General features: G+C 44.7%; 17 protein-coding genes. 4 read left to right on the plus strand and 13 right to left on the minus strand.

What is annotated here, in order from left to right:
• Nucleotides 1-229: 229 nt before the first annotated feature.
• From ilvA to B9Y89_RS05910, 10 genes are all read right to left on the minus strand, one after another.
• Complete coding sequence (ilvA, locus tag B9Y89_RS05865) at nucleotides 230-1189, minus strand: threonine ammonia-lyase (RefSeq protein ID WP_085522292.1); 960 nt, start codon at nucleotides 1187-1189, stop codon at nucleotides 230-232.
• A gap of 277 nt (nucleotides 1190-1466) precedes the next feature.
• Complete coding sequence (gene leuD, locus B9Y89_RS05870) at nucleotides 1467-2060, minus strand: 3-isopropylmalate dehydratase small subunit (protein ID WP_085522293.1); 594 nt, start codon at nucleotides 2058-2060, stop codon at nucleotides 1467-1469.
• 18 nt (nucleotides 2061-2078) lie between these two features.
• Nucleotides 2079-3497 (minus strand): 3-isopropylmalate dehydratase large subunit, encoded by a 1419-nt coding sequence (gene leuC, locus B9Y89_RS05875; RefSeq protein ID WP_085522294.1) that lies wholly within the window; start codon nucleotides 3495-3497, stop codon nucleotides 2079-2081.
• A 131-nt stretch (nucleotides 3498-3628) separates the two neighbouring features.
• Nucleotides 3629-4735 (minus strand): 3-isopropylmalate dehydrogenase, encoded by a 1107-nt coding sequence (gene leuB, locus B9Y89_RS05880; RefSeq protein WP_085522345.1) that lies wholly within the window; start codon nucleotides 4733-4735, stop codon nucleotides 3629-3631.
• A 141-nt stretch (nucleotides 4736-4876) separates the two neighbouring features.
• Nucleotides 4877-6421, minus strand: a complete 1545-nt coding sequence (locus tag B9Y89_RS05885; RefSeq protein ID WP_085522295.1) for a 2-isopropylmalate synthase — start codon at nucleotides 6419-6421, stop codon at nucleotides 4877-4879.
• On the minus strand, nucleotides 6408-7436 hold the full coding sequence (gene ilvC, locus B9Y89_RS05890; RefSeq protein ID WP_085522296.1) for a ketol-acid reductoisomerase: 1029 nt from the start codon (nucleotides 7434-7436) through the stop codon (nucleotides 6408-6410). The genes B9Y89_RS05885 and ilvC overlap by 14 nt, the downstream gene beginning before the upstream one ends.
• Before the next feature lie 30 nt (nucleotides 7437-7466).
• Nucleotides 7467-7988, minus strand: a complete 522-nt coding sequence (ilvN, locus tag B9Y89_RS05895) for an acetolactate synthase small subunit (RefSeq protein ID WP_085522297.1) — start codon at nucleotides 7986-7988, stop codon at nucleotides 7467-7469.
• Nucleotides 7985-9712, minus strand: a complete 1728-nt coding sequence (gene ilvB, locus B9Y89_RS05900; protein WP_085522298.1) for an acetolactate synthase large subunit — start codon at nucleotides 9710-9712, stop codon at nucleotides 7985-7987. The genes ilvN and ilvB overlap by 4 nt, the downstream gene beginning before the upstream one ends.
• A 391-nt stretch (nucleotides 9713-10103) precedes the next feature.
• Nucleotides 10104-11012, minus strand: coding sequence for a branched-chain-amino-acid transaminase (gene ilvE, locus B9Y89_RS05905; protein ID WP_085522299.1), 909 nt, complete (start codon nucleotides 11010-11012; stop codon nucleotides 10104-10106).
• Nucleotides 11013-11351: 339 nt separating this feature from the next.
• The gene (locus tag B9Y89_RS05910) at nucleotides 11352-11885 is read right to left on the minus strand and encodes a DUF4145 domain-containing protein (RefSeq protein ID WP_254901199.1); all 534 of its coding nucleotides are present in this window, start codon (nucleotides 11883-11885) and stop codon (nucleotides 11352-11354) included.
• 281 nt (nucleotides 11886-12166) lie between these two features.
• Between B9Y89_RS05910 and B9Y89_RS05915 the strand changes: the two genes are divergently transcribed.
• The 3 genes from B9Y89_RS05915 (at nucleotide 12167) to B9Y89_RS05925 (ending at nucleotide 14400) form a co-directional block, all read left to right on the plus strand.
• Entirely contained in the window at nucleotides 12167-12916 is a 750-nt protein-coding gene (locus B9Y89_RS05915; protein WP_085522346.1) for a transporter substrate-binding domain-containing protein, read from the plus strand.
• A 97-nt stretch (nucleotides 12917-13013) separates the two neighbouring features.
• Nucleotides 13014-13676 (plus strand): amino acid ABC transporter permease, encoded by a 663-nt coding sequence (locus tag B9Y89_RS05920; RefSeq protein WP_085522301.1) that lies wholly within the window; start codon nucleotides 13014-13016, stop codon nucleotides 13674-13676.
• Nucleotide 13677: 1 nt separating this feature from the next.
• The gene (locus B9Y89_RS05925; RefSeq protein WP_085522347.1) at nucleotides 13678-14400 is read left to right on the plus strand and encodes an amino acid ABC transporter ATP-binding protein; all 723 of its coding nucleotides are present in this window, start codon (nucleotides 13678-13680) and stop codon (nucleotides 14398-14400) included.
• A 237-nt stretch (nucleotides 14401-14637) separates the two neighbouring features.
• Here the strand turns inward: B9Y89_RS05925 and B9Y89_RS05930 are convergent, their stop codons facing one another.
• From B9Y89_RS05930 to cysC, 3 genes are all read right to left on the minus strand, one after another.
• Nucleotides 14638-15540: a C39 family peptidase gene (locus B9Y89_RS05930; RefSeq protein WP_176222124.1), complete on the minus strand. Its 903-nt coding sequence runs from the start codon at nucleotides 15538-15540 to the stop codon at nucleotides 14638-14640.
• 111 nt (nucleotides 15541-15651) lie between these two features.
• Complete coding sequence (cysQ, locus tag B9Y89_RS05935) at nucleotides 15652-16488, minus strand: 3'(2'),5'-bisphosphate nucleotidase CysQ (protein ID WP_085522303.1); 837 nt, start codon at nucleotides 16486-16488, stop codon at nucleotides 15652-15654.
• Nucleotides 16485-17099, minus strand: a complete 615-nt coding sequence (cysC, locus tag B9Y89_RS05940; RefSeq protein ID WP_085522304.1) for an adenylyl-sulfate kinase — start codon at nucleotides 17097-17099, stop codon at nucleotides 16485-16487. The genes cysQ and cysC overlap by 4 nt, the downstream gene beginning before the upstream one ends.
• Before the next feature lie 317 nt (nucleotides 17100-17416).
• Between cysC and B9Y89_RS05945 the strand changes: the two genes are divergently transcribed.
• Nucleotides 17417-18067 (plus strand): LytTR family DNA-binding domain-containing protein, encoded by a 651-nt coding sequence (locus B9Y89_RS05945; RefSeq protein WP_085522305.1) that lies wholly within the window; start codon nucleotides 17417-17419, stop codon nucleotides 18065-18067.
• Nucleotides 18068-18179 lie beyond the last annotated feature (112 nt).

The following is an 18179-nucleotide window of genomic DNA, read 5'->3' on the forward strand; positions in this document are numbered from 1 at the left end:
ATTGATAATTTCATTGTAAAAATTCTCTCTGTAGCGTGTCCACTTTTTAGACTAACTCTAGGTTTTATCTTAAAATGAGCGCTCACATCAGATAATGAGCGGTTCTCCCTTAAAAATGAGCGCTCTCCTCGGAAAATGAGCGGTTCTCCCTTAAAAATGAGCGCTCAGCGATTCCTTTCTAAAAATCCTATAAAAATGCCACCGCTCAAACCACGGTGGCATTCCTTATCTATCCTGTTTTCAAATGCTCTTTCATCCGTTCTTGCGCCAATTTTTGTATACGTGGGAGACTGGTCATGTCAGCATTGCCACCGCTGACAACGACACCGCATCGGCGACCACGCACGTATTGCGGCTGGAATAATCCAGCGGCTAAAGCCGCGGCGCCAGCTCCTTCCACCAAGGTTTTCTCACGTTCAAGCATCAAGACAACAGCTGATGCAATTTCTTCGTCACTGACGGTCACAACATCATCTACATATTGACAAATGATTGGAAACGTTAACGATCCACACTTTTTGACAGCAATACCATCGGCAATCGAGTCCACTTTTGAAAGAACTGATGGACCATTTTGATGATATTGGTTATAGACAACGCTAGCCCGTTCAGTCTGGACACCGATCACTCTGATATCGGGCCGGAATGTTTTAATCGCGACGGCAATGCCAGCAATTAATCCGCCGCCGCCAACTGGGACGAGAATGGTGTCCAATTCCGGCTGCTGTTGGAGCATTTCCAAGGCAACCGTTCCTTGCCCACTCATGACATCAGGATCGTCAAATGCGTGGATGAAGGTCGAACCTCCCCTCTCCTGTTCAGTGACAGCTGCCTCATACGTTTCTTGATAAGAGGCGCCCGCAAGAATCGCTTCGGCACCATACTGCCTTGTCGCCTCAGCCTTAACTGCCGGTGTTCCCTCCGGCATAAAAATTTTCGCCGGGATACCGCGTTTAGTAGCTGCAACAGCGACACCTTGAGCATGATTGCCTGCTGATGCCGCAATCACACCTTTTGATGCGTCTTGGGCCGATAATTGATAGACTTTGTTGGTCGCCCCGCGAATTTTGAAGGCGCCGGTCTTTTGTCTGTTCTCCATTTTCATGTAAAGGCGCTTGCCGCTTATACGGTCAAACGTCATCGATGTGGTCAGAGGAGTCCGATGAACAACATTGCTCAAGTTCTCCATAGCATCCACGATTTGATTAAAAGTTACGCAATTCCCAATGTCTTCACTCTCCCTTAATAATCATTTTGACTTCGTCGATATTCCTTCCCCCGCTAAAATGATATGGTAGTCCTTAGCGAAGCGGGCAGGGGCTCCCTTAATAATCATTTTGACTTCGTCGATATTCCTTCCCCGCTTAAAATGATATGGTAGTCCTTAGCGAAGCGGGGAAGGGCTCCCTTAATAATCATTTCCACTTCGTCGCGAAGCCCAGTGTGCAGGCACGATGTTGCGATTGTTAACCGACATTCCGCCGCGTATCTTCAAACGCACTTATTTTGTCATCATACGCCAATGTCATTGCGATTTCATCCCATCCATTTAACAACATCTGTTTTTGGTAAGATGGGACCTGAAATGTTGCCTCAAAACCACCGCCACCTGTGATTGTTTGCTGCTCAACATCCACATTGAGCGATAATGCTTGCGCTTCCGCATGGGCAACCAACTCTTCCACCTGATCTTCAGGTAACGTGATAGGAAGGATACCATTTTTAAAACAGTTGTTATAGAAAATATCAGCAAAACTCGGTGCAATAATAATCTTAAACCCATAGTCCTGCAATGCCCACGGTGCATGCTCCCGGGATGAACCACAGCCAAAATTATGACCGCTAACTAGAATAGAGGCATTATGATATCTGGGTTCATTTAAGGAAAAATCTCCATTGAGGTTACCCTCTTGATCGAAACGCCAATTATAAAATAAGAATTGGCCAAAACCTTGCCGTTCAATCCGTTTCAAGAACTGCTTCGGAATGATCTGATCGGTATCAACATTAACGCGATTTAATGGATAGACCAAACCTTGATGCTGCGTCAAGGGTTCCATACTTACACCTCACCTTTATTATGAATAAACGGGTTCTGAGTAGTGCCGCACATCGACAAAACGGCCTTCGATCGCGGCTGCCGCTGCCATTTCCGGACTGACCAAGTGTGTTCTAGCGCCATTCCCCTGTCGGCCTTCAAAATTCCGGTTCGACGTTGAAGCGCACCGCTCACCATAAGGAACAATGTCATCATTCATGCCTAAGCACATGCTGCAGCCCGCATCACGCCATTCGAAACCAGCATCAGTAAAAATTTTATCCAGACCCGCTTGTTCAGCTTCCTGTTTGACTGTCCTTGATCCAGGAACAACCATGGCTTTAACACTATTGTTGACCTTTTTTCCTTTGACGACTTTAGCCGCTTTTTGTAAATCTGATAACCGTGAATTCGTACAAGAACCAATGAATACGTGTTGGATACCAATCTCTTGAATCGGCTGTTCCACATCCAAATTCATATATTCTAATGCACGATAACCTGCTTCACGATCCGTTGGCTCAGTCAATTGCTCAGGGTTCGGTACCGCCGCGCTAACAGGCACACACATCGACGGATTCGTCCCCCATGTCACTTGCGGTTCGATCTCACTGGCATCAATCTCTAAGGTACGGTCATACGCAGCACCTTCGTCCGTCGCAAGCGCCAACCATTCCTTAGCCGTCTCTTCAAATGCTTCCCCTTCAGGAACATGCCGCTTATCGCGCAAATACTCTACCGTGGTTTCATCAGGACTGATCAAACCCGCCCGCGCCCCAGCCTCAATTGACATGTTACAAATCGTCATGCGTTCTTCAATAGACAAGTTCTTAATAGCACTGCCGGTATATTCAATGACGTGACCAGCACCAAATTTCACACCAAATTTAGCGATAATCGCCAAAATTAAATCTTTAGCCGTAACGCCGAGACCCAATTCGCCGTCCGCTTTGACTTGGAGCGTCTTCGGACGATCTTGCCACAAAGATTGCGTGACTAAAACGTGCTCAACCTCACTCGTGCCAATGCCAAAAGCCAAAGCACCAAAAGCTCCGTGCGTCGACGTGTGACTGTCACCACAAACAATCGTTTTACCAGGTTGTGTCAAACCAAGTTGCGGACCGATTACGTGAACAATACCTTGATCAGGATGATTGATATCGGCAAGTGGAACACCGAATGCCTGACAGTTTTGCTCCAGTGTCGTCATCTGCTTTTTGGCAATCTCATCCTTGATAATATTCCGATGAACGGTCGGCACATTATGATCCATCGTGGCATACGTTAATTCTGGGCGCCGGACTTGCCGGCCTTTCATTCTAAGACCTTCAAAGGCCTGAGGTGAGGTCACTTCATGAACGAGATGCAAATCGATATATAAAAGATCAGGTTTCTCTTCCTCTTGATGAACAACATGTTTTTCCCAAATTTTATCAATAATTGTTTTGGGTTGGCTCATATTAGCACTCCCTTCAAAATCATTTTGCGATGCACAGGCGTGCTAGCATCGGGGTTTTCAAGCACGACGTTGCGACTTTTAACGGATTTATTTCCTTCACGCATAGCCAATTCTAGCCATCAACAGAACCATTAGGAATACGTGGACAAAATACCAAACGTCGCATCATGAGATAACAAGCATTCAATGACTTGTTGGCTCATCTCTTTTGTCCCCACTTGCTTGCCAGAAGTGGTGGCTAAGTCGCCTGTATGGTATCCTGCTGCAAGGACTTCTTGCACAGCTGTTTCCACAGCTACGGCTTCCTTCTCCATGCCAAGCGAATACCTGAGCATCATTGCTGCAGATAGGATCATCGCCAACGGGTTGGCCTGATCCTTACCCGCTATATCTGGGGCCGATCCATGGACAGGCTCATACAATCCCAGACCATCCGCCCTAAGACTAGCAGATGGCAGCATACCCAGGGACCCCGTTAAAACAGAGGCTTCATCACTTAAAATATCACCAAATAAATTTTCAGCGACAATCACGTCAAATGCCGCCGGATCTTGTACGAGTTTCATAGCCGCGGCATCAACCAACAGGTGATCAACCGATACATCCGGATAGTTTGCCGCCTTTTCGTCCACAATCTCACGCCATAACCGGCTGGATTCAAGGACATTCGCCTTATCAACCGACGTTAGCTTTTTGCCACGAATACGGGCACACTCGAAAGCTTTCTCCACAATCCGCTCAATTTCATAACGTTGATATGCTAAAGTGTCAACAACGGATTGGCCATTTTCTTGACGCTCACTCGGTTCACCAAAATACAGGCCACCGGTTAGTTCACGAACAATTAACATATCACTGCCGGCCACCCGCTCCTTCTTAAGCGGTGAGGCATGCAGCAGCTGGCCGTACGCCGTGACAGGACGTAGATTGGCGAATAATCCAAGGGCTTTACGAATGCCCAGCAAACCTTTTTCTGGGCGAAGATGGGATGGATTTCCATCCCACCTCGGCCCTCCTACAGCTCCTAGAAGGATGGCATCCGCATCCTCACAAACGGCTACCGTTTCATCAGGCAATGGCGTTTCATGTTCGTCAATAGCGGCACCACCAATCGCTGTTTCGGTGAAGGAGAATGTATGACCAAACTGATCCCCCACCGTTTCTATGACGGCCTTAGCCGCTGCGGTCACTTCTGGGCCGATCCCGTCCCCAGGTAAAACAGCAATGGTTTTATTCATAGCCATGCCATCTCCTTCCTAAATAATCATTTTTACTACGTCGATTTTACTTCCCTGCTTAAAATGATAGGGTAGTGCTTAGCGAAGCGGGGAAGTGCTTCCTAAATAATCATTTTTACTACGTCGACCTTACTTCCCTGCTTAAATATGGGCCTGCCGCTTTTCTTCCATCTTTTCATTGACTAAGACACGATTGACCGTATTGAGAAAGGCATGGGCGGAAGCTTCCAAAACATCCTGGGCGGAGCCGCGCCCACTGCCAGTAGACCCGTTCACACTTGCTTGAACATGAACCTCCGCAAGCGCATCCCGGCCGCTGCCAATGGATTTGAGTTGATAGTCTTCAAGATGAACAGCCTCATTGACGAGACGTTCTAATGTGTTGTAGATCGCTTCAACACTGCCCTGACCGGTGCCTGCGGTTTCCTGATAGTCACCGTTTGGCGTGGTTACCGCAATCGTGGCCGTCGGAATATTCGCGGAACCATACTGCACCTGCAATGCTTCGAGTTCATATTGTCCCACTTCATCCACTTCCGTTTGTTTATCCGTCAATATGACAAATAGATCCTCATCTGTCACTTCCTTCTTACTATCGGTTAAACTTTTGAAAGCATGGAACGCTTCTGTGAGCTTGGTTTCATTAAGGTTATAACCTAATGATTCAACCTTTTCTTTAAATGCATGACGTCCTGAATGTTTGCCCAATACAAATCGATTTTCCTTAATACCAACCATTTCCGGTGTAATAATTTCATAGGTTGATGCTTCTTTCAAAACGCCATCCTGGTGAATGCCGGCCTCATGGGCAAAGGCATTTCTGCCCACAACTGCTTTATTAGCAGGCACGCCCATCCCTGTTAATTGACTGACCAAGTCACTCGTGCGCTTGGTTTCTTCTAAAGTAAGATTTGTCGTGTAAGGATAAGCGTCACCGCGAATTTTTAAAGCAACGGCAATTTCTTCTAGTGAAGCGTTCCCCGCACGTTCACCAATCCCGTTAATGGTTCCTTCAATCTGGGTCACACCGTTTTCAATCGCGGCAATCGAATTCGCAACTGCCATGCCCAAATCATCATGGCAATGGGCCGATAAGTCGACCTTATCAATATTCGGTACACGTTCTCTAACGGTTTTAAACAGCTGACCGTATTCCGCCGGCGTCGCATAGCCGACAGTATCAGGCAAGTTAATCACCGTGGCTCCAGCATCAATGACCCGCTCAATAATTTTGACGAGAAAATCCATGTCTGAACGCGAGGCATCCTCGGCCGACCACTCGATTTTTGGAAACTTGGCTGCGGCATAGGATACGGCATCAACCGCTGTTTCAATGACTTGATCCGGTGTTTTTTTCAGTTTGTGCGTCATATGAATCGGCGATGTCGCTAAGAAAATGTGTAGGCGCGGTTCTGCTGATGTTTTCAGAGCTTCCCAGGCAGTGTCAATATCACTTTTACTTGTTCTAGCTAATCCGGTAACGGAAGCATTTTTGACTGATTCAGCGATTTGCTTGACGCCTTGAAAATCCCCCTCTGAGGAAGCAGGAAACCCTGCTTCCATAATATCCACACCAAAGCGATCCAACTGCTTAGCAATTTCCAATTTCTCAAGTTGGTTCAAATTCACGCCCGGTGATTGCTCACCGTCTCGCAATGTCGTGTCAAAGATTTTAATTTCTGGCACTCGTGACCACATCCTTTTTCTCTTGTTGTTTGCGTACAAATGGCATTAATTCACGTAACTCACGGCCCACAACTTCGATTGGATGCGTCTTCTCCTGTTCATTTATGGCATTAAATTCTGGACGGTTCACTTGATTTTCCAAGACCCAACCTTTAGCAAATCGACCGGTTTGAATATCAGAAAGCACTTCTTTCATGCGTTCGCGTGTCTCATCATTGACCACTCTTGGACCGGAAACAAAGTCACCCCATTGCGCCGTATCTGAAATCGAATGACGCATATATTCCAACCCGCCTTCATAGATGAGGTCAACAATCAATTTTGTTTCGTGCAAACACTCGAAGTAAGCCACTTCAGGCTGATAGCCCGCTTCCGTCAACGTTTCAAAGCCAGCTTTGATAAGATTGGTCAAACCACCGCAAAGGACAGCTTGCTCACCAAACAAATCAGTTTCCGTTTCTTCTTGGAATGAAGTTTCCAAAACACCTGCACGGCCGGAGCCAATCCCTTTGGCATAAGCGTAAGCCAAATTCTCAGCATTTCCGGTGACATCTTGATAGACACCGATAAGGGATGGAACACCAGCACCTTCAGCGTAAGTCCGCCGGACCAAGTGGCCAGGTCCCTTCGGTGCAACCAAAAAGACATCGACATTGTCAGGTGGAACCACTTGCTTGAAATGAATGTTAAATCCATGGGCGAAGACCAAGGCATTACCCGCTTGGAGTCCGGGCTTGATCTCATTCTCATATACTTTCGGTTGAAGTTCATCAGGAAGCAGAATCATGATGACATCCGCTTCTTCAGCCGCTTCTTTCACACTTTTAACATCGAATCCATCGTCTTCAGCTTTTTCAAATGACTTTCCTTGCCGCAAACCGACGATGACCTCAAAGCCATCTTCCCGTAAATTTTGTGCGTGCGCGTGACCTTGGGATCCGTACCCCACAACTGCGATTTTTTTGCCTCTTAGCAATCCTTCATCAATATCCCCGTTATAAACAACTTGTGCCATGTTTCATCAATCCTTTCCCAAAGTTTTGATTTATTTTAATAAAGAGTAAGATTTCATGTCCGTCACCTGACGCTGATTGCCTCGTAAAAAGGCATTGAGTCCGGTGCGGGACATCTCTTTGATACCATAAGGTCTGAGCAACTCAATGATCGCCTCAATCTTGTCTGGACTTCCGGTAACTTGAATGGTCAAACTTTCCCGACTCACGTCAATGATTGACGCTCGAAACGGTTCAATGATGCCGTTAATCTCATAGCGCGTCTGTGCGTTACTTAACACTTTGACCAGCACCAGTTCTCTAGCAACAATGGCTTTGTCAGTAATGTCAGAGACTTTTAAAACATCCACTTGTTTATTCAACTGTTTGGTCAGCTGTTCGATTTTTTGGTCATCATCAACATCAACCACAAATGTCATTTTCGAAACACCTTCTGTTTCTGTCCGGCCCACTGAGATACTTTCAATATTAAATTGACGTTTGGCAAGCAATCCCGTCACCCGGTTCAGAACACCGCTTCGATTCTGGACGGTTGCAATGACGATTCGTTTCATGGTTTCACCCCAATCATCTCGTGTAGACCTTTTCCAGGTGCAATCATTGGATAAACGTTTTCCTCCTGCTGAACGCGGCAGTCAATAATGACTGGCTCCGGGCTTTGCAAATGTTCTGAAAGAACATCATGGAGAGCATCCACCGAATCCACCCGTATGCCTTCAATATCATAACTGTGGGCTAATTTGACAAAGTCAGGTTGGACGGGTAGCAGTGACTGCGAGTACCGTTTGTCATAGAATTCTTCCTGCCATTGGCGAACCATACCTAGCGCCCCATTATTAACTATGACCACCTTTACAGGAAGGCGGCGCTCTTGCAGAACCGACAACTCCTGAAACGTCATTTGGAAACCGCCGTCTCCGACAAGTGCTACTACTGTTTGGTCGGGGGCTCCAAGCTGAGCACCAATCGCTGCTGGAAACCCAAATCCCATTGTGCCAAGACCACCTGATGTCACCCACCGGTTCGGTTCATTAAATGCATAATATTGAGCCGCCCACATTTGGTGCTGGCCAACATCCGTTGTCACAATCGCGTCACCGCAGGTATAACGGTGCACGGTTTCAATGACCTCCTGTGGTACAATTGCATCCGACTGTTCGTGATACCATAAAGGAAAATCCCTCTTGTAAGCCGCAATTTGCTCGCGCCAACTTGATGTCTCTGGTGATCCGCCAGCAACGGCCAATAGTTTTTCTAAAACGCGTTTGGCATCAGCAACGACCGGGATCCCAGTTGAAACATTTTTGCCGATTTCCGCTGGGTCAATATCAACATGAGCAACTGTTGCCCGGGGCGCAAAATGTTTAAGATTTCCGGTTAAACGGTCATCAAACCGGGCTCCAAAGTTGATGAGCAAATCACTTTCATAAAGCGCCGTGTTCGCTGCATAAGTCCCGTGCATCCCGGCCATCCCTAGAGACAAATCATGTTCGCCCGGAAACCCGCCGAGACCAAGCAGCGTTGTCGTAACAGGTATTTGATGCATTTCAGCAAACTTCCTAAGTTCCTCTGAACCCTGAGCATGGAGGACACCGGCCCCTGCTAAAATGACAGGGCGTTTGGATTGTGACATGGCATCCACAAGTTTTTTAATCTGTAGCGGATTCGGCTCAATCGTTGGTTGATAGCCTGGCAGGTAAAAATCAGCCTCACAGTCCGTTGCTCCAACTTCTGAAGCCACATCCTTAGGAATATCAACAACCACAGGTCCGGGCCTGCCGGTTGAAGCGATGTGAAAGGCTTCATTAACAATGCGCGGTAAATCCGTAAGCTCCTGAACCTGATAATTATGCTTCGTAATCGGAGTCGTAATGCCCATGACATCGGATTCTTGGAAAGCATCGGTCCCGATGACATTTTTGGCAACCTGCCCAGTAAAGACAACAATGGGTAAGGAATCCATCATTGCATCCGCTATGCCGGTGACAAGATTTGTCGCACCCGGACCGGACGTTGCAATCACGACACCAGGTTTGCCCGTAACTCTAGCGAAGCCTTCAGCAGCATGAATGGCTCCTTGTTCATGCCGAGACAAAATGTGATTAAACTCACCTCCTATGCGATACAGTGAATCATAGATAGGTAAATTAGCACCGCCCGGATAGCCGAATAAATGCTTAACACCGGCGTTGAGTAATGCTTCAACTAACAAATCAGCACCTGTCTTCGATTGCGATCGCGCCTCTTCTTGGACGCTTTGGTTGACTTCAGCCTTCACACGAAATCCCTCCTAAAGTAAGATGTGTCGTCAAAAGTTGAAAAAAAATAAAAGCCTTTTCAATCCCATACATCCACCTTATAAAAGACGGTGTAAAAGGGATGAAAAGGCTTCTGCTTTCCACGGTACCACCCTGCTTCACAGTATTTTCACAAATACTGCCTCAAAGACAACGGTCTGTTGTCTGTTTTGATAACAGGTACCTCATGGTGATACCTGGTTGATCCTACTGAGAAATCCTGTTCAGACCAACACTCTAGGGAGATGTCGTCGTAAGCCGTATTACCGGTTCCCAGCTCTGCCGGCTCTCTGAAAATACTTGAATGCTTACAACTTTTTCCCCGTCATCGATTTTAAAATGATTTAAAACTTAAACCGCCTGTTGACGTCCTTAACTCACTTGTGCGTCATCTTGTTCTGGCGGATAGACTTTCACACCATCTGTTGTAACAAGTTTCCGAAATTCGGATAAAAGATGCTGTGTTACCGGCCCCGGTGTTCCGTCATTGATCTTGCGTCCATCGACATCCACAACACCGATGACTTCAGCTGCTGTTCCTGTTAAAAACACCTCTTCTGCCGTAAACACATCGTGACGTGTAAAGGTTTCTTCTCTAACCTCATAACCTTCTTTTCTAGCAACCTCGATGATCGCATTGCGTGTGATGCCTTCAAGCGCTCCTAAATATACCGATGGGGTCTTAATGACGCCGTTTTTGATAATAAAAATATTATCGGCGGAGCCTTCAGTGACGTAGCCTTGATCGTTCAGCATCAACGCTTCATCGACACCAGCTTGATTCGCTTCAATTTTTACAAGAATGTTATTTAAATAGTTTAATGATTTCACCTGCGGACTCAAAACATCGGAGCGATTGCGTCGACTAGCAACCGTACCAACGCGCAATCCTCTTTCATATAACTCGTTTGGGAAAATGGCCAATCCTTCCGCGATCACATATACACGCGGGTCTGAACACTTAGAGGGATCAAGCCCCAAATCACCAGGACCGCGGGAAATGACAACCCGGATATAAGCATTTTCTAATCGATTCTTTTTGACGGCCTCGACAATCAGTTGTTCTAATTCGGCCTTGCTATATGGTATCTCCAGAAGAATGGAATGTGCCGATTGATATAAGCGATCGAGATGTTCATCTAGCTTGAAAATGTTGCCGCTGTAGGCTCTAATGCCTTCAAACACCCCGTCCCCATAAAGAAATCCATGATCGTAAACAGAAACGACGGCGTCTTCTTTTTTGACAAAGCGGTCATTAAGAAAAATCCATTGATCACTCATCTTCTTGCACTCCCCTCTTAATTAAAAATTGGAATTTTTCAATTTACATTAATACATAAACGCATCAAAGTTTTAGCCTAAAAATAAACACTAAATCGCTCGTCATGGCAACGTTGTTGTCATATAATTTATCGATTTATTGTGGACAATAATACGCTCTTATTTTTATGCGGTCAACAGGTGATTTGATAATTTTTAGATATTTGTGATTTATCCGATTATTAGTAAACGCTTACATCTGCTTCGTAACAGTTTTTGAATGTTCGATCAATTGTAATTGTAAATTTTTTTGAAGCGCTTGCAAAAATAAATTTTTATTAAAATAGGCAGTAAAAGTGTTTAGACCCCATGCTTACTAATGTAGTATTGGACGATATAGTGTAAGGTTTGTAGATGACCGTCAATAAGCTCTGTTGTTAATAGGGATAAGCGGACATTAACGGTATTAAAATGAGCTCCATCATTGCCAACATTTTTAATTTCATAAACAGCCTTCTTAACTGGTTTTGGCAAGTGTCGTTTGAGTTGATGAATAATTTGACCCAGTGGTTTCATCCTACCCTTTTTTCCCGTCATTGATAGCCCGATATTCTGACAATGGCGATGGACAAGACACTCAAGCATTTGCCGTAAAGCAACGGCCGCAAGCGCTGGTGCTTCTTTTCGATTTTGATAGGTATATGTCAACAATCTTTGCAGGCAAGCCTTCATCTGCTGATCCTTTATTTGCAAAAGCGTATTTGCTAAGTCATCATGAATCACCCTATCGAATGGGCAGGTGTTGACCATATAACCCCCGACATCCTCCGTTAATTCAAAATAACGATAGAATGATGGTTCCAATATCTTCTGAACTTTTGTACAGCATGCCATTTCCAATTGTCAGCCCTCCTCTAACAAAACTTAGAATAATCATTGCAACTCCATTATAGAACACACGTTCGAAAACAACAAACATTTTCATCATTTCAATGAATATACGTCTTCCTACCTACATAACCATAATAGTAGGATGAGCCTACGGTTCCTAATATTAAATCTATCACTGCGTTCTAACATTGGATAAGTGCCGAGATGAATCAGGCATCGATCACCCAAATCATTGGAGGGAGTCATTTATTGTGAAAAAGAAACTATTTATCTTTTTGGTTGTCATGCTATCACTAGCATTACTCACCGCATGCGGAAGTACAAAATCAGGAGGTGATAGTGGCGGCAATGATGAAATGAAAACCTACAAAGTTGCGACAGACGCTAACTTTAAACCTTTTGAATATAAAAATCCTGATACAGGGGAAATGGAAGGTTTCGACATTGAGCTATTAAAGTCTATTGCAAAAGAAGCAGGATTCAAAGTCAAATTTGAAACGATGCAATTTGACGGCCTTCTCGCAGGCATTAAATCAGGCCGGTATGACATCGGCGTTGCCGGGATTTCCATTACTGATGAACGGAAGCAATCCATTGCTTTCTCAGACAAATATTATGACTCAGGTCTAACGGTCATGGTCCCTAAGGACTCCGATATCCAATCGATCAAAGACGTTGACGGTAAGGCCGTTGGAACACGTCAAGGTTCAACAAGTCAAGCTTATTTAAAGAATAACACCGATGCTGACATTGAAGCCTTTCCAGCGATTGTCAACGCCTACACAAACTTAAAGTCTGGTCGGCTCGATGCTGTCCTATATGACTTACCGAATGTTAAATATTTCATCAAACAAAAAGGTGAGGGTGAATTAAAGACGGTTGGGAAATTACTACAGGGTCAACCCTATGGTATTGCCTTTCCTAAAGATTCGAAACTCGTTGATGATGTCAATAAAGCTCTGAAAACGTTAAAAGACAATGGCACTTATGCTGACATTTATAAAAAATGGTTCGGAACTGAACCCCCTCAATAATACGCAATCTAAGATCATCAGCTGATACTTTCAACCGATCAAGCGTAACAAGTCCTTTAGCTTGTTACGCTTTTTTAAAACAAGGAGAGATTCGAAAATGTTTGATAAGTTCACCAGCTCTGATTTTATACAATGTTTACCGTTTCTTATTCCCGGCTTAGGTATGACGCTTCTCATAACCGCCATTGGGCTAATTCTCGGTTTTGTATTAGGAACCATTGCCGGGCTCGGCCGCCTATCAAAAAACAAATTTCTGAGAGGCATCAGCTCTGTCTATGTTGAGGTCGTCCGTGGAACGCCGATCCTTGCTCAAGTGCTATTCATCTTTACCGTTCTATCCGATCAATACGTCGGCTTCAATATTGATAAAGTCCTTGCTGCCATTATTGCGATTACGATTAATGCTGGGGCCTATATAGCCGAAATTGTGCGAGGCGCTGTCTATTCCATCGATAAAGGCCAACATGAAGCCGGACGCTCATTAGGTCTTAACCCATCGCAAACCATGCGCCATATTATTTGGCCCCAAGCCATCAAGCGGATGATCCCGCCACTAGGAAACCAGTTCATCATCAGTTTAAAAGATACGTCGTTGTTTTCCGTGATTGCCGTTGGCGAATTGCTTTACATGGGGCGTCAATACTACAACATTACTTATTCACCCTTTCAAACACTCACCATGGTTTGTTTGTTATATCTTGTCATTACCATACCAACATCGCTTATTTTAAGAAAAATAGAACGGAGGCTGGATGTCTAATATGATTACTGTTCATGATTTGCATAAATCCTTTGGAGACTTTGAAGTTTTAAAAGGCATTAACGCAGAGGTCAGGGAGAGCGAAGTTGTGTGTGTCATCGGCCCTTCTGGATCAGGCAAAAGCACATTCCTCCGCTGTTTAAATTTACTTGAAGACATCACATCAGGCAGTGTTGAAATTGACGGTGAACAACTGACGGATGAAAGTACCGATATTAACAAACTGCGGTCAGAAGTAGGAATGGTCTTCCAACATTTTAATCTGTTCCCACATAAGACGGTGCTTGAAAACATTACGCTGGCCCCGATCAAAGTCAAAGCATTAACCCAAGATAAAGCAAAAGAGCATGCTTTACCTTTACTTGAGAAGGTCGGTCTGTCGGACAAGGCCGACGACTATCCCGATAACCTCTCCGGCGGGCAAAAGCAACGCGTTGCCATTGCCCGGGCACTAGCCATGAACCCGAAAGTGATGCTATTTGATGAACCGACCTCAGCCCTTGATCCTGAACTCGTCGGCGATGTATTAGAAGTGATGAAAGACTTAGCTAAGGAAGGTATGACCATGGTCGTTGTGACCCATGAAATGGGCTTTGCCCGTGAAGTCGGCGACAGGGTCATCTTCATGGACGAAGGGGTTATTATGGAAGAAAACAAACCGGAACCACTATTTGAAAATCCGCAAAATGCTAGGACACAATCTTTTCTTAGTAAAATTTTATAACCTATAAAGGCTAGGACAAAAGTATATGAATCACAGAATCATCCGAACTTGTTTATGAATCCGTTCGGATGATTTATTTAAAATGATAGTTCCTGTCATCGCTTCGTCAAAATCCTCGCTTGCCGCGGGCACGGCCTCAGCTAACTTGGTAAAGAAAACCTCTTTATCAAGTGGATCTTCGTCGCAGTCCAAAGAAGCTTATACTAAGGCGTTCGCGCTGTTCCCACGAACGATTTGTTAATTATAAGAAATGGCTTGCCTGCCAAACTGGGTCCAGCCATCAATGAATGATTGTTTGCTAATTTTACGATTCTTTTGATTCGCCAATGGGTCGTTAAAATAAATATAATTATCATCAGAGCCCGTTAGGACGACAGAATGTTCTTTGTAAGAAACTTTAATGGTTCCGTCCTTTGTCTTCCAGTTTCTCCAAAAACTAGAGGGCATATGCCGATATCGGCTCGTGACAATCACCCATACAGGGTGACCCTTTTCTAGTTGTTTTTCAATTATCCCCCACTTGCTTCCCGTTAAATCAATAACCCGTTCACCTAAATATTCCCTAGCAAGATCAGCGACTGGACCGTGAAACACACCTAACCCTGGTTGATCCCACGTATACATATTACCTACAAATCCATTGTTGGGATTGCCATGCAGCCCGTTCTTCGTCCACGGCACTTTAGGTATTTTATTGGCCAATGTCATCTTACTAACCTCGACATCTGCTGAAGCTATTAGCATAGCTAGGCTCGTCACTTCGCAGCCTTTTGGCAGTTGGGGTTTTTGCGAAATGAGCGGTACATCAATCGGTTGTGATGCTTGTTGCGATTTATTTTGACTGGAAGATTGTTTTTTCTTAAGCTCGGATAACCCTTTAGGTTGAGGTTGGTCTTTACTGCCTTCTTGATTCTCTTGACCCGACGATTCATCATTATTGGTCTGTAATTCCGCCGCTTTTGCCCTTGTTGCGTCAGTCGTTATTGAGTAGGCATCAACACTCGAACGTTTTTGCCCTAACGCCATTGTCGTCATAGCGTTCTGCCCAGTATATTCTAATCCGTTTATTTGAGAAAAGCCTACTAAACCAAGGCCGATGAGAAAAAGAATTGACACACTCCAAAGAATGGTTTTCTTCATTTGCCTCCCCCACACACCTATTAATATTGCTTCATTAAACATTCAAATCCAAACGGTTAACTTAAGACTAAGGGTGGTGAGTATTTTCACCCCCCTTAGTCAGACAAACTTCTAACGTTTAGCTAGAAACCATGGATTTTTCAAATGCTCTTTATTATACATGAGTGGCTCGTCATTATCTGTTCGTAGTACCGTACCTCCGGAAATCGCTACGATAGCATGACCGGCCCCTGTGTCCCATTCCATTGTTGGTGCATAACGCGGATAATAATCCGCCTCGCCTTCAGCCACCAAGCATAGTTTCAAGGAACTGCCGGCCGATGTCATTTCAACTGTATCATATTCTTGTTCGAGATCATTAATAAACGCTTCTGTCTCCGGGGACATATGGGAACGGCTGGCAACCACTTTGACAGCATCCCTCTCCGTAGCGTTTGGCAGCGGTGTTCCGTTCGTGGCAATGTCCGTTTCTGACACAAGGCGCTCATCACGTGCGTCGGATATCTGCTCAACTTTATAAGCGCCATACCCCTTTTTAGCGACATAAAGGATATCTAAAGCAGGGGCATAAATCACACCGAGCACCGGTGTGTCATGATCAATGAGCGCTATATTGACCGTAAATTCATCATTCTTTTTGATAAATTCCTTGGTGCCATCCAGTGGGTCAACGAGCCAAAACTGCTGCCAAGATGACCGTTCATCATAAGTCATATCATGGCCTTCTTCACTCAAAATCGGGATATCAGAAAAGGACATTTCCAATTGGGATACTATCATTTGATGAGACTTTCGATCCGCTAACGTTAGCGGCGATTCATCGGCTTTCGTTTCCACATTGAAATCGTCGCTATGATAGACATCCAAGATCGCCTGCCCAGCCTGGATGGCAATTTGCGCGACAAGGCTTACATCGATTGTATCTAAACGCTCTAGTTCATGGCTCATGATTCGATATATCCTTTCTCTAATAGAAAGTTGACGACTTTTTGAACGGATGCTTCGAGCGTTAATTGATCCGTGGCCACAACCAACTCAGGATTCTCAGGTGCCTCATATGGGGCATCAATGCCTGTAAAGCCTTTGATCTCACCGGAGCGCGCCTTTTTATATAAACCCTTTGGATCACGCTCTTCCGCTTCTTCTAAGTCGCATTTGACGTAAACCTCAACAAACTCATCATCATCGAGAAGCGCCCGCACTTGTTCGCGATCCTCTTGATAGGGCGAGATAAAGGCGGTCAGCGTCATAACGCCCGCATCGACAAATAGTTTCCCGACTTCGCCAATGCGACGAATATTCTCTTTACGGTCTTCCGGACTGAAACCCAAATTTTTATTCAAACCGTGGCGAACGTTATCTCCATCTAAAATATATGTGTTGATACCGCGGCGATATAGTTCACGTTCAACCTCCACGGCCAACGTTGATTTCCCAGCCCCGGATAATCCAGTAAACCATAGAACGGCACTGTTATGCTTCTTCAGCTGGCGGCGGTCGGCTTTATTGATTTTACCTTCATGCCAAACAACATTCGTCGCTTTTTTTGGTTCTTCCATCTTCCATCAACCTTTCGTTCTTTAAATCTAACATCATTATATCGTACTCGTTTCAACTCTAACAGTTAAATTTAGGGCAGTCCCGTTCGTTCAACTTCTCTTCCATCATATTGGAATTCCCATCTGTCGACAACCATCATTTTGGAAATGGAACATTCTCCCGTCATCCGTTAATGAAGTATAATCCTTATTCCAATCAATGAAAACGCTCTATTAAAATCAGGCCGAACATACGTTATAATGCATAATATAAGAAGATCTCTGTTCATAAGACAGAAGCTGCCCGTTTAACAGGACTGTAGAAGGAGAGTCACTATATGGATTATTTTTCAGCCACTTCAATGTTGGAAACTTTCAAAGCCTTATTTCCGAAAGATACTTCCATCGCAGTGTCTGATGACCAACACTTTATTGATTATAGGCCGAGTCCATCCATTGATTTAAAAATCAAGCCCGGAGACAAAGTTACTGAAAATACCGTGACGTACAAGGCACTCACGATTCAACAAAAGACGTCCGAACATATCAATAGTCATGTGTTTGGGGTCCCGTATTTCGGGACATCTGTCCCCCTATTTGACGCTGGTTCCCCTAAGGGGTGTGTCACCGCTATTTTACCATCAAGACAGACAAAATTTCTCTCAAATTTTTTAACGGTACAAATGAAGGATTGCTGGGTCCCAGTCCCTTATAAAGATATCATGTTTCTCGAAGCCCAAAACAGAAAAACCTGGATTCAATCTGACCGCGGAACAGGGTCTCATAAATACAGCTTGAGTGACCTCGAACATCACTTACCTGATGATTCTTTTATTCGTTGCCACCGTTCTTATATTGCTAATGTCAACTATATTGCCGAAATTCAACCTGACTCTCACTCGACTTTTTTACTGATTATGAAAGATCAAACCAGAATACCGGTCAGCCAAACGTATGCCAGTCATTTTCGTAAAATCTTGATGTTTTAATGATCTGTTTTATGTCATAGATTTGCTGGTTCATCTTCGATTTAAGCCCTTTCATCAAAATCACATGAGACGTCCATCCAAGGCTGATAGAATTGTAAAAAAACGAGACTGA

This window comes from Tuberibacillus sp. Marseille-P3662 (genome assembly GCF_900178005.1).
In the GTDB taxonomy this organism is placed as follows: Bacteria; Bacillota; Bacilli; order Bacillales; family Sporolactobacillaceae; genus Marseille-P3662.

What these genes read in the sequence shown, in the direction of transcription:
- ilvA (WP_085522292.1), bottom strand. Translation starts at nt 1,189, where the DNA reads ATGGAGAACTTGAGCAATGTTGTTCATCGGACTCCTCTGACCACATCG.
- leuD (WP_085522293.1), bottom strand. Translation starts at nt 2,060, where the DNA reads ATGGAACCCTTGACGCAGCATCAAGGTTTGGTCTATCCATTAAATCGC.
- leuC (WP_085522294.1), bottom strand. Translation starts at nt 3,497, where the DNA reads ATGAGCCAACCCAAAACAATTATTGATAAAATTTGGGAAAAACATGTT.
- leuB (WP_085522345.1), bottom strand. Translation starts at nt 4,735, where the DNA reads ATGAATAAAACCATTGCTGTTTTACCTGGGGACGGGATCGGCCCAGAA.
- ilvC (WP_085522296.1), bottom strand. Translation starts at nt 7,436, where the DNA reads ATGGCACAAGTTGTTTATAACGGGGATATTGATGAAGGATTGCTAAGA.
- ilvN (WP_085522297.1), bottom strand. Translation starts at nt 7,988, where the DNA reads ATGAAACGAATCGTCATTGCAACCGTCCAGAATCGAAGCGGTGTTCTG.
- ilvE (WP_085522299.1), bottom strand. Translation starts at nt 11,012, where the DNA reads ATGAGTGATCAATGGATTTTTCTTAATGACCGCTTTGTCAAAAAAGAA.
- B9Y89_RS05910 (WP_254901199.1), bottom strand. Translation starts at nt 11,885, where the DNA reads ATGGCATGCTGTACAAAAGTTCAGAAGATATTGGAACCATCATTCTAT.
- B9Y89_RS05915 (WP_085522346.1), top strand. Translation starts at nt 12,167, where the DNA reads ATGCTATCACTAGCATTACTCACCGCATGCGGAAGTACAAAATCAGGA.
- B9Y89_RS05920 (WP_085522301.1), top strand. Translation starts at nt 13,014, where the DNA reads ATGTTTGATAAGTTCACCAGCTCTGATTTTATACAATGTTTACCGTTT.
- B9Y89_RS05925 (WP_085522347.1), top strand. Translation starts at nt 13,678, where the DNA reads ATGATTACTGTTCATGATTTGCATAAATCCTTTGGAGACTTTGAAGTT.
- B9Y89_RS05930 (WP_176222124.1), bottom strand. Translation starts at nt 15,540, where the DNA reads ATGAAGAAAACCATTCTTTGGAGTGTGTCAATTCTTTTTCTCATCGGC.
- cysQ (WP_085522303.1), bottom strand. Translation starts at nt 16,488, where the DNA reads ATGAGCCATGAACTAGAGCGTTTAGATACAATCGATGTAAGCCTTGTC.
- cysC (WP_085522304.1), bottom strand. Translation starts at nt 17,099, where the DNA reads ATGGAAGAACCAAAAAAAGCGACGAATGTTGTTTGGCATGAAGGTAAA.
- B9Y89_RS05945 (WP_085522305.1), top strand. Translation starts at nt 17,417, where the DNA reads ATGGATTATTTTTCAGCCACTTCAATGTTGGAAACTTTCAAAGCCTTA.